Origin of the sequence: Micromonospora sp. WMMD737 (assembly GCF_049179055.1) — a bacterium.
Taxonomy (GTDB): Bacteria; Actinomycetota; Actinomycetes; order Mycobacteriales; family Micromonosporaceae; genus Micromonospora; species Micromonospora reichwaldensis.
On the sequence record NZ_JBMHMH010000057.1, the window covers coordinates 1 to 3,483 of the forward strand.

General features: G+C 69.4%; 2 protein-coding genes. Both read right to left on the reverse strand.

The genetic code is table 11. The annotated features are described in order from the left end of the window. The coding region (locus tag ACN27A_RS34635; protein WP_421459280.1) for a beta-ketoacyl synthase N-terminal-like domain-containing protein at positions 1 to 267 on the reverse strand (267 nt) is incomplete at its 3' end. Further along, on the reverse strand, positions 264 to 3,483 hold a 3,220-nt coding region (locus tag ACN27A_RS34640; protein WP_421459282.1), incomplete at its 5' end, for an SDR family NAD(P)-dependent oxidoreductase. The genes ACN27A_RS34635 and ACN27A_RS34640, both read right to left, overlap by 4 nt.

The following is a 3,483-nucleotide window of genomic DNA, read 5'->3' on the forward strand; positions in this document are numbered from 1 at the left end:
TATGCGCGAGGCGATTCCCGCAAGCTCGGGCGCGGACGACATGTCCGGGGTGGGCTCGATGTAGCCGCCGGTGGCCGACGCCACCCGCAGCCCGGGCTGTCGGCTGCTGTGCAGCGTCCCCGGATCCACTCCGCGCCAGGCATCACGTGGGGTGGGAGTGAGCAGGCAGCGTCCACCCTTGGTTGCCTCGAACAGTTCCGCCGGGCTGGTTGCACCAGGCAGGATGCAACTTCTCCCGACGATCGCGACGGGCTCGAAATCGCTCACGCCGAGGTATCCGCCCCTGCGCCTGCGACATAGAACTCCACGCCGGCGAGCTCGGCGACCGGTGTGCCGTCGGCGGTCTCGATCACGATGTCGAAGTCGACCTGCTTGTCGCTGACGGGGTGTGCGGCAATGCGACAGCACATGGTGCCGCCGTCACCGGGGGCGCGGTGGAACACCGCACGCCCGACCCGCACGGGCAGCACCAGCGGGTGCCCCTGCGCGCTGGCCCACAGGATCCCCAGCTGCAGGCCGCCGTCCACCATCGCGGGGTCGATGGTCCAGTTGCCATCCGGCCACCCCAGCTCGCGCAGACCTTTGACGCTGGCTGTGCCGCCGGTGGATCCGACGACATCGAGGTGCTCGATCGACGCGAACTGCGGTCCGTGGAACAACGGGCCCGCGTATGCGTCGCCGACACTCATCGGCCAGGGCGAGCCAGAGATCTCGGGCACTCCCGGGGCCGGATCGGCGGCGGTGCCCTCACCGGTGTCCACGACGGCCCGGTAGCGCTTGCGGCCCTCGCAGTCGAGGACGGTGACGATGTAGGACGATCCCGACGGCTCGAAGTCGAGCGTGAGATCCTGATGCTCACAGGCGGCGAACGTGACCCCGGACAGCACCTGGAAGTCCCGCACGATCGGGCGTGCGTCCGCCACCAGGCCGCGCGCCGCGCGCAGCATCGCATCGAGGACGATGACCACGGGGATGACGACCCGGCCCCGAACCTGATGGTCGGCGAGCATCGGCAGTATCTCGGTCGACACGTCCCATTCCAGCCGGGCCGCCTGCAGACGCGCCTCGGCGGGCGCCGCGACGACGACCGCGGTGGCCGTGGAGCGGCGCAACGCGTTCTCGGCGAAGAACTGTGCCCCTTCGTCGATCGGGATGACGCCCACGCCGGCTTCAAGGAAGCGGCTCTTGAGCGTCGCGTCGACCATCCCGCCGTCCCACGGTCCCCAGCCGAATGCGCGGACCACGCAATCGCCGCCCCGCCGCTGGGCTTCGCGCGCCGCGATCGCCTCGAGGGCGGCGTTGGCGGCTGCGTACGCGCACTGCCCGGGATTCCCGGCTCGCGCGGCGATGGAGGAGAACAGCGAGATGAATCGCAGATCATCGGGGGACGTGGCGTCCAGCAGCGCCTCCGCGCCGACGACTTTGGTCCTGAACACCTTGAGGAACTGATCGTCGTCGAGATCCTCCAGACGCCTGTCGGCCAGGACACCGGCACCGTGCACGACACCGGCGATGGGTCCGAACGTCTGCCGAACCTCGTCGAGAACGCGTCGCAACTCTGCGGTGTCGTTGATGTCGGTCGCGAAGTACCTCGCGGCGGTGCCCTGCTGTTCGGCGGCGGACAGGGTGGCGCGAACCTCCCGCTCGGCCATCAGCTTCTCGGCCTGCGCCCGGGCCTGGGGCAGGCCGATCTGCTCGCCGCGGGCCCGCGCCGACGCGGCCAGCGCCGTGGCGATCTCGGCCACGGTGTCGCCGTGCGGCTGATCCTGGCCCGCCGCGTGCAGCGGTGTGCGGCCCAGCAGCGCGAGCTTGAGGCCGTGGCGATGCGCAAGCGCCAGCGCAGACCGTGCCGTCACGCCGCGCGCACCACCGGTGACCACGACGACTCCGCCCTCGGGAACGGTGATCGTCTCCCCCGCCGGCGACGCATCGACGTCGTCGAGCACCAGCCGGGTGCCGTCCTCGCGCAGCGCCACCTCGACTCCGGCTCCACCGCTGAGCAGTTCGGAGGTCAACCGTTCCGCATCGAGGGTGTCGATGTCGATTGCCCGCACCGAAGCGTTGGGCCATTCCAGCGCGGCGGTTTTCACCAGGCTGGCCACCCCGACCGGCACCTGCGCGCCGGCGAAGCGAGCTCCGGTCGACTGCACGGTGACGAAGAATCGCGAATGCGCGTTGCTCTTGGCGACGCTGCGTGCGGCATGGAACGTGCGCAGGTGCATCTCGACGCAATCCTCGGCCGAGTTCGCCGGCGCCAACGGTGCCAGGCAGATGACGGCGCTGGCCTCCTCGGGGACCTCGTCGACCACGCGGGCCTTGATCTCGTGCGAGGCCATCACCCGCTCGAGCGCCGCCGCGAAGACCGGGTCCTCACGGGTGATGAAGACCTCGCCGTCGCGCAGACCCGCCATCGTCAATCCGCTCGGCGGCGCGGCCCGGAACGTTGCCTCGGTGCAGTGCAGTCCGGCAGGTGGCGGCGACGCTGGAAGCGGCGGCGCCCCGTGTCCGGGTTGTTCGGCCGCCCCGGCCGCAGTCAGGCCGGCGATGGTGGCGACGACGTCTTGGAGGGTGCGGAGTCCGGCCAGTTCGGAGGCGGGGATTTCGGGGGCGCCGGGGAACCGGGCTTGTAGGGCGGCGAGGATTTCGACTTGTTTGATGGAGTCGATGCCGAGTTCGGCTTCCATTTCCATGTCGAGTCCGAGCATGTCGGCGGGGTAGCCGGTTTTCTGGGACACGATTTCGAGGACGACGTCGCCGGCGGATTCGCTGGGTTGGGCCGCTGGTGGTGCTGTGGCCGCTGGTGGTGTCGCGGGGGCCGTTGTGGTGGTGGTGAATTCGGCGATGGTGGCGACGACGTCTTGGAGGGTGCGGAGTCCGGCCAGTTCGGAGGCGGGGATTTCGGGGGCGCCGGGGAACCGGGCTTGTAGGGCGGCGAGGATTTCGACTTGTTTGATGGAGTCGATGCCGAGTTCGGCTTCCATTTCCATGTCGAGTCCGAGCATGTCGGCGGGGTAGCCGGTTTTCTGGGACACGATTTCGAGGACGACGTCGCCGGCGGATTCGCTGGGTTGGGCCGCTGGTGGTGCTGTGGCCGCTGGTGGTGTCGCGGGGGCCGTTGTGGTGGTGGTGAATTCGGCGATGGTGGCGACGACGTCTTGGAGGGTGCGGAGTCCGGCCAGTTCGGAGGCGGGGATTTCGGGGGCGCCGGGGAACCGGGCTTGTAGGGCGGCGAGGATTTCGACTTGTTTGATGGAGTCGATGCCGAGTTCGGCTTCCATTTCCATGTCGAGTCCGAGCATGTCGGCGGGGTAGCCGGTTTTCTGGGACACGATTTCGAGGACGACGTCGCCGGCGGATTCGCTGGGTTGGGCCGCTGGTGGTGCTGTGGCCGCTGGTGGTGTCGCGGGGGCCGTTGTGGTGGTGGTGAATTCGGCGATGGTGGCGACGACGTCTTGGAGGGTGCGGAGTCCGGCCAGTTCGGAG